Origin of the sequence: Rhodoferax sp. U11-2br, from assembly GCF_018619435.1 — a bacterium.
Classification (GTDB): domain Bacteria; phylum Pseudomonadota; class Gammaproteobacteria; order Burkholderiales; family Burkholderiaceae_C; genus Rhodoferax.
Genome location: NZ_JAHFZF010000024.1, coordinates 72,244 through 78,243 on the forward strand (window position 1 = coordinate 72,244; position 6,000 = coordinate 78,243).

At 61.8% G+C, this 6,000-nt stretch carries 7 protein-coding genes; 3 read left to right on the top strand and 4 right to left on the bottom strand.

Annotated features, from left to right (window positions below; genetic code table 11):
• The first annotated feature begins 63 nt into the window (after nt 1–63).
• From KKO72_RS15125 to KKO72_RS15135, 3 genes are all read left to right on the top strand, one after another.
• Nucleotides 64–744 (top strand): hypothetical protein, encoded by a 681-nt coding sequence (locus KKO72_RS15125; protein WP_214940162.1) that lies wholly within the window; start codon nt 64–66, stop codon nt 742–744.
• Nucleotides 737–1,426 (top strand): hypothetical protein, encoded by a 690-nt coding sequence (locus KKO72_RS15130; RefSeq protein ID WP_214940165.1) that lies wholly within the window; start codon nt 737–739, stop codon nt 1,424–1,426. Before KKO72_RS15125 ends, KKO72_RS15130 begins: the two co-directional genes overlap by 8 nt.
• 143 nt (nt 1,427–1,569) lie before the next feature.
• The gene (locus tag KKO72_RS15135) at nt 1,570–2,604 is read left to right on the top strand and encodes a histone deacetylase family protein (protein WP_214940177.1); all 1,035 of its coding nucleotides are present in this window, start codon (nt 1,570–1,572) and stop codon (nt 2,602–2,604) included.
• Between the two features lie 94 nt (nt 2,605–2,698).
• Here the strand turns inward: KKO72_RS15135 and KKO72_RS15140 are convergent, their stop codons facing one another.
• The 4 genes from KKO72_RS15140 to KKO72_RS15155 all read right to left on the bottom strand — a co-directional run.
• Entirely contained in the window at nt 2,699–3,823 is a 1,125-nt protein-coding gene (locus KKO72_RS15140; RefSeq protein ID WP_214940180.1) for an ATP-binding protein, read from the bottom strand.
• Nucleotides 3,820–4,548 carry a response regulator transcription factor gene (locus KKO72_RS15145; RefSeq protein WP_214940184.1) on the bottom strand — a complete coding sequence of 243 codons (729 nt, stop codon included), beginning with the start codon at nt 4,546–4,548 and terminating at the stop codon, nt 3,820–3,822. Before KKO72_RS15145 ends, KKO72_RS15140 begins: the two co-directional genes overlap by 4 nt.
• Before the next feature lie 147 nt (nt 4,549–4,695).
• Entirely contained in the window at nt 4,696–5,307 is a 612-nt protein-coding gene (locus KKO72_RS15150) for a chalcone isomerase family protein (protein ID WP_214940187.1), read from the bottom strand.
• Between the two features lie 18 nt (nt 5,308–5,325).
• On the bottom strand, nt 5,326–6,000 hold a 675-nt coding region (locus tag KKO72_RS15155; RefSeq protein ID WP_371736890.1), incomplete at its 5' end, for a flagellar basal body L-ring protein FlgH.

A 6,000-nucleotide genomic window follows, 5' to 3' on the forward strand; every position in this document is an offset into this window, starting at 1 on the left:
AATTGCTTTTGTTTGACATTTCGTTTACATTCAATATTCGCGATTCACGAATATTGAATGTAAATGCAGCTCAAGCCCCAAGACTTCCTGGTAGCCCTCAAGCTCGTAGCTTGGGGCGATCAGCGCTGGACGTATGCGCGGCTGGCGCTGGAGCTAGGTATCAGCGTCTCAGAGGCGCACGCCTGCATCAAGCGCGGGCTGCAGGCGGGGCTGCTGTTGCCTAACCGTGAGCCGCCGCCACAGCCAGCTGATGTGGGGCGCAGTACAACGCCAGGTGTGCAAGAACCAGCCGCCATATACCGGGTCACTCGCAAACGGGCGCGCCGCTCGGCCTTGCCAGACAGCGATGCACCTGCCGACAACGCAGTGCGCCCACATGCGCACAACCTGGCAGAGTTTGCCTTGCACGGGGCCAAATATGCCTTCCCGGCGGTGAAGCTGCCGCTGGTGGTTGGTGTGCCCACCAGCCACAGCGCGCCAGCGTTTGCCGACGTGTTTGCACCAGGCAGCATAGACTTTGTGTGGCCGCACCCCAATGGCACCGTGCGCGGTGTCGGGCTTGAGCCCTTGCACCCGTCGGTGCCTTTTGCCGCTATGCAAGACGCCAAACTGTATGAAATGCTGGCTCTGTTCGACGCGCTACGAGTGGGCAAGGCGCGTGAACGAGGCATGGCCCTGGTGCGGCTGCAGGCACTGATCGACCCAGACACGCCCCAGCCAGCGAAGGGGCCGATGTATGGCTAATCCGAACCTGGGCTTGCTGACGGGCATGGCCAGGGCTATGGGGCCGTTGTGCGACCAGGTCGTGTTTGTGGGAGGCTGTGCCACAGGCCTGCTGATAGACAACGCAGACCTGATGGACGTGCGCCCAACGGAAGATGTGGACGCCATTGTGGAAGTGGCTTCCTTGGCCGCATACCACCGACTGGCAGAGCAACTGATGCAGCGAGGCTTCCAGCAAACCATGGCTGACAACACGCCGCCGTTTCGCTGGTACTGGAACCGCTTGCAGCTGGACTTGGTGCCCCTGGACGAAAAGGTGCTGGGCTTTGCCAATCCTTGGTACCGCGTTGGTTTTGAGAATGCCGTGTCGGTGGAGCTGGCGGGCGGATTGCTTTTGCGGCATTTGTCTGCGCCGCACTTTTTGGCAACCAAGTTCGAAGCCTTCAAAGACCGCGGCCAAAATGACGTGTATCTGAGCCATGACCTGGAAGACATCATGACGGTGATGGAGGGGCGCGCCGCAGTGGTGCAGGAAATGATCGCGGCCGACGCAGCCATACGCCAACATGTTGGGCAAGCGGTAGCTGCGTTATTGGATATGCCCGCCTTCCACAATGCGCTGCCAGGCTTGCTGAGCGACCCGGAGCGCGAGCAGACCGTTAAAGCACGGTTGATGCAGATGACACAGTTGAAAAACCAATGAACACCACTACCAACTCCTTTGACCTGCTTGGACATCTTCTGATTCAAGGACGCGTCATTGGCTGAACGCGCGATGGATCTAGCCACTGCGGCGGGACCAGATCTGCGTCTAGATACCAACCACTTCATTTGAAAGAACACCCAATGTTGACCTATTACAACCATTTGCACAGCCAGCACCAAGGCAAGCTTGAGATGTTTCGCGGCCAGTTGGTGCCGTGTTTTGAGGTGCCCGCACGCGTGGACCATGTGCTGGCGGAATTGAAGGCGCGCAAGCTTGGCACCATCCTGCCGCCCGAGCCGTTTGACGACAGCGCGCTCAAGGGCGTGCACAGCCAGCGTTACCTGGATTTTCTCGCCAGTGCCTGGGACGAGTGGGTCGCGCTGGACCCGGCCAATGCCCAGCGCGACGCCTTGCCCTCGGTGTGGCCGGTGCGCAGCCTGCGCTCAGATGTTTTGCCTGCCAACTTTGCCGCCCGCATGGGCCTGTTTTCGATGGATGCTGGCACGCCGCTGACCGAAGGCACCTGGGATGCTGCCCGCGCCGGGGCCGACTGTGCCTTGAGCGCGGCGCTGGCGGTGGCTGGGGGTGAGCGCGCGGCGTTTGCCCTGACGCGTCCACCCGGTCACCACGCTGGCGCCGACTTTTTTGGTGGCTACTGCTTTTTGAACAACGCCGCGCTGGCGGCTCAGGCCCTGCGTGATCAGGGGATTGAGCGCGTGGCGATTCTGGACATCGACTACCACCATGGCAACGGCACACAAGCCATCTTTTACGAGCGGTCTGACGTGTATTTCACCAGCATCCATGGTGACCCGCACACCGAGTACCCGTTTTACCTGGGGTATGCCGACGAGTTGGGCGCGGGTGCCGGGCTGGGCTTCAACCGCAACTGGCCGCTGCCGCGTGGCACCGGCTTTGAGGTCTGGCGGGCCACTTTGCAGCAGGCCTTGGCGTGCATTGCCGAGTTCGGCGCGCAGGCGCTGGTGGTGTCGCTGGGCATGGACACCTTTGTGGGTGACCCGATTTCGGGCTTCTCACTGCAGAGTGCCGACTACCTGCAGGTTGGTGAGGATTTGGCCAAAGCGGGCTTGCCCACGGTGTTTGTGTTTGAGGGCGGTTACGCGGTGGCCGAGGTGGGCACCAACGCGGTCAATGTGCTGCAAGGCTTTGATTAGACCGCCAGTCATCCATAACCATAGCGCCAAGCCCTTTAGATATAAGGGATGGAGGCTGATTTAGCTCTGAATCCAGGGCGGGGTGGGGCGTTCGTCAGCCGGGTGCTGATGAGGGCCGGGGCAAAACCACGGTGGCCACCAGGCCACCGCTGGCCCCGTTCTTGAGCTGCACCTCGCCGTGCAGGCGGCGCGCGATGTCGTTGGCAATCGACAGCCCCAAGCCAACTCCGCCGCTGTGGCGATTGCGGGAGCCTTCGGCGCGGAAGAAGGGTGTCAGTGCCCGGTTCAGGTCGGCCGCGGCCATGCCGGGGCCGGGGTCGCTGACCTCGATACACAGCTGGCCCGCCTCTTCAAAACTGCGCACCCGGGCCGAGCCACCGTAACGCACCGCGTTGTCGACGATGTTGCTGATGCAGCGGCGCAGCGCCTGCGCCTGGGTCAGCAGCGGCGCCACCGGGCTGGACAGCTCCGGCTCAACCAGGGTCACCGGGTGGCCCCAAGACTGGTAGTCGTCGACCAAGCTGCTCAGCAAGGAACCCACATCGAGCAACACCATCGGTTCCCCCGAGGCCACACCGCGCAGGTGGTCCAGCGTGGCGGTGATCATGGTGTTCATCTCGGTGATGTCGCGCTGGAAACACAGGCGTTGTTCGCTGTCCTGCAGGCTCTCGGCGCGCAGCGCCATACGCGTCAGCGGGGTGCGCAGGTCGTGTGAGACGGCGGCCACAAAGCTGTCGCGTTCGCTCAGTTGCTGGCAGATCTGGGCCTGCATCTGGTTGAAGACGCGGGTGGCTGCACGGCACTCGTCGCTGCCTTGTTCCACCAGTGGCGCGCGGTGGATATCGCGTCCCAGCTCACGCGCGGCGTCGGCCAACTGGCGCACCGGCTGCGCCAGCCAGCGGGCGCCAATCCAGGCCGCCACCATCAGCGCCAGCAGCCGTATCCCGATGTCCAGCCACAGACCCAGATGCGTCAGGCTGGGAGCTTCTCCGGGGCGAGGGGGCGTCAGGCCCAAGTTGGGTCCGCTGAACGGGCTGAGTGGTGGTCCGGGGGGCGGGCTGTTGGGCATCGGGCCAAACAGGCTCGGGCCAACCTCAAACATCAACTTGATCGCCAGTGCGTGGCTGATCAACACCGCCACACACAGCAGCAGGGCCAGACGACCAAACAGAGTGCTCGGCACCAGCCGACGGGCCAGCCCGATCAGCCGAAGTTTCACGCGGTCTGACTCCGCTCAACCGGGGCGGTAAACAGGTAGCCGCGACCCCGGATGGTTTTGATCATGTCTGCCCCGTCGGGAGAGCCGGCCAGTTTCTGGCGCAGCCGTGACACCAGCAGGTCAATGCTGCGTTCCCCGGCACCGGCCACATGGCCATGGGCGAGTTCGATCAGTTGGTCACGGCTCAGCAAACGCCGAGGGGTGTGCAGGAAGCTGCACAGAAGCCGGAATTCAGCATTGGACAGAGCCACGGTGATGCCACTGGGGGCGTGCAGGCTGTGGTTCTCCGGGTTGAGCTTCCAGCCGTTGAAACAAATTACATGGCTACCGTCACGTCCCTTGGTGCTGTTGTGGGCATTGGCGCGGCGTAGCACCGACTGGATGCGGGCCACCAGCTCACGGGGCTCAAACGGCTTGGTGACATAGTCGTCAGCGCCGTTCTCCAGGCCCAGCACCCGGTCAAAATGGTCGGCGCGGGCGGTCAGCATGATCACCGGGATGGGTGAGTGTTGCCTGACTTCGCGTGTCAGGCTCAGGCCGTCGGTACCGGGCAACATCACATCCATCACGATCAGATCGATGCTGTGGCGCTCCAGCTGGCGGCGCATGCTGTCTGCATCACAGGCAACATGGGTCACAAAGCCATAGGGCACCAGATAATCGGCCAGCAGGCGATTGATATCTTCGTCGTCGTCGACAATCAGTACCTGAAATTTGGAAGTCATCTTGAAGGCATAAATAGGCTGATTGTAGGTTTGTCATTTGTAGCTATTTGTGCCGATGCCTCCCTGCGGGGCATTCTGGGTATGTATTGTGTTTTGTGTCCAAACGGATACACAGTAGACATATTCCATTCACATATTCATCCGGGTTCAGTCACGCAGTGCTGAGCGCAGTTCCGTGGCCTGGCCCAGCAGTTTCATTTTGAGCCCGGAATCGGCCGGCCGGTCGCCCAGCCAGATGTTGAGCAACGCCTTGTAAAACGCCATGTCGCGCAGCGGCGCGGTCAGCGGTTTGTTGTTGAGTTCCACCATCGTGCCGGTGCCGGGCACCCAGTCCAGCGTCAGGGTGTCGCCCTTGCGCAGGCCGTTGGACTGACGTTCAATGGCCTGACCCAAGCGCATCATGTTGTCCAGGATGTGCGCCGGTACCGAGGCGCTCTCGGTCACCGCATACTGGCGCAACTCGTCGTTGAATTCTGTGCCGCTGACATCGCGCAACATGGCAATCAACAGCCTTTTGGGACCATCTCCTTGCAACACCTCGCGGCTGGTTTCCTGGCGGTTGGGCAGGTACAGGCCCAGAGCGTAGACCTTGAAGATCATGCGCATGCTGATGCCCGCTCCGTTGAGTTTGAGGTTTTTGCCGGCCACCTGGACCGACTCCTCCAGCGCCACACCGTCCATCTGCAGCGCGGCCGTAGCAGGCAGGCTCGCGGCCAGCCAGGAGGCGGCGGCCAACGTGGTTTTGAGTACTGTCAACATGATTTGCTCCTGAAGCCACTACCAAATGGACTGGGTGACGTTGAGTACCTTTTGAAGCCAGGTACGTGAGGCAATCTCGGATGAGTCTCCCTGCGCCACCACTTCCAGGCGGGCATTGACCACGTCACTGGACTGGATGACATTGCCGTCCTTGATGTCGCGCGGGTCGACCACACCAGAAAAGCGCAAGGTGCTGCCGCCCCCATGCAGGGCAATGCTGCGTTCACCCGCCACCACCAGATTGCCATTGGCCAGCACATTGATCACGGAGGCGGCGAGTTGGCCGGTGAAACTGCTGTCGTTTTTGGAGGTGCCGTTGCCCTTGAAGGAGTTGCTGCCGGAGGCGGTGGCATCATGGTTGAAGATGCCAGCCAGGGGAGAATCCTCGCGAACGCCTGGGCCCTTGGACTTCAAGGCCGTTTCCCGACTGGCATCTGCCTTGATGGTGTCGCTGGCACTGAGTTTCTCCGAGATGTTCACCTTCACGGTGTCACCAATCGCGCGGGGTTTCTGTCGTCCGGTAAAGAGCGAGCCTGAACTGGCCTGAAACAGCGAGCCAGTGGTGACACGTTCCAGATTCGCCGGGCGGGCGATCGGCAGGGCCGACAGTGGCCCTGGTACGGTGGTGGTGGGCGGGCTGGAACAGCCCAGCAACAGGCTGCTCAGGCTGAGTACCGCCAGCAAAGGGCGGGC

Coding starts and splice junctions, on each gene's coding strand:
- KKO72_RS15125 (WP_214940162.1), top strand. CDS start 64: ATGCAGCTCAAGCCCCAAGACTTCCTGGTAGCCCTCAAGCTCGTAGCT.
- KKO72_RS15130 (WP_214940165.1), top strand. CDS start 737: ATGGCTAATCCGAACCTGGGCTTGCTGACGGGCATGGCCAGGGCTATG.
- KKO72_RS15135 (WP_214940177.1), top strand. CDS start 1,570: ATGTTGACCTATTACAACCATTTGCACAGCCAGCACCAAGGCAAGCTT.
- KKO72_RS15145 (WP_214940184.1), bottom strand. CDS start 4,548: ATGACTTCCAAATTTCAGGTACTGATTGTCGACGACGACGAAGATATC.
- KKO72_RS15150 (WP_214940187.1), bottom strand. CDS start 5,307: ATGTTGACAGTACTCAAAACCACGTTGGCCGCCGCCTCCTGGCTGGCC.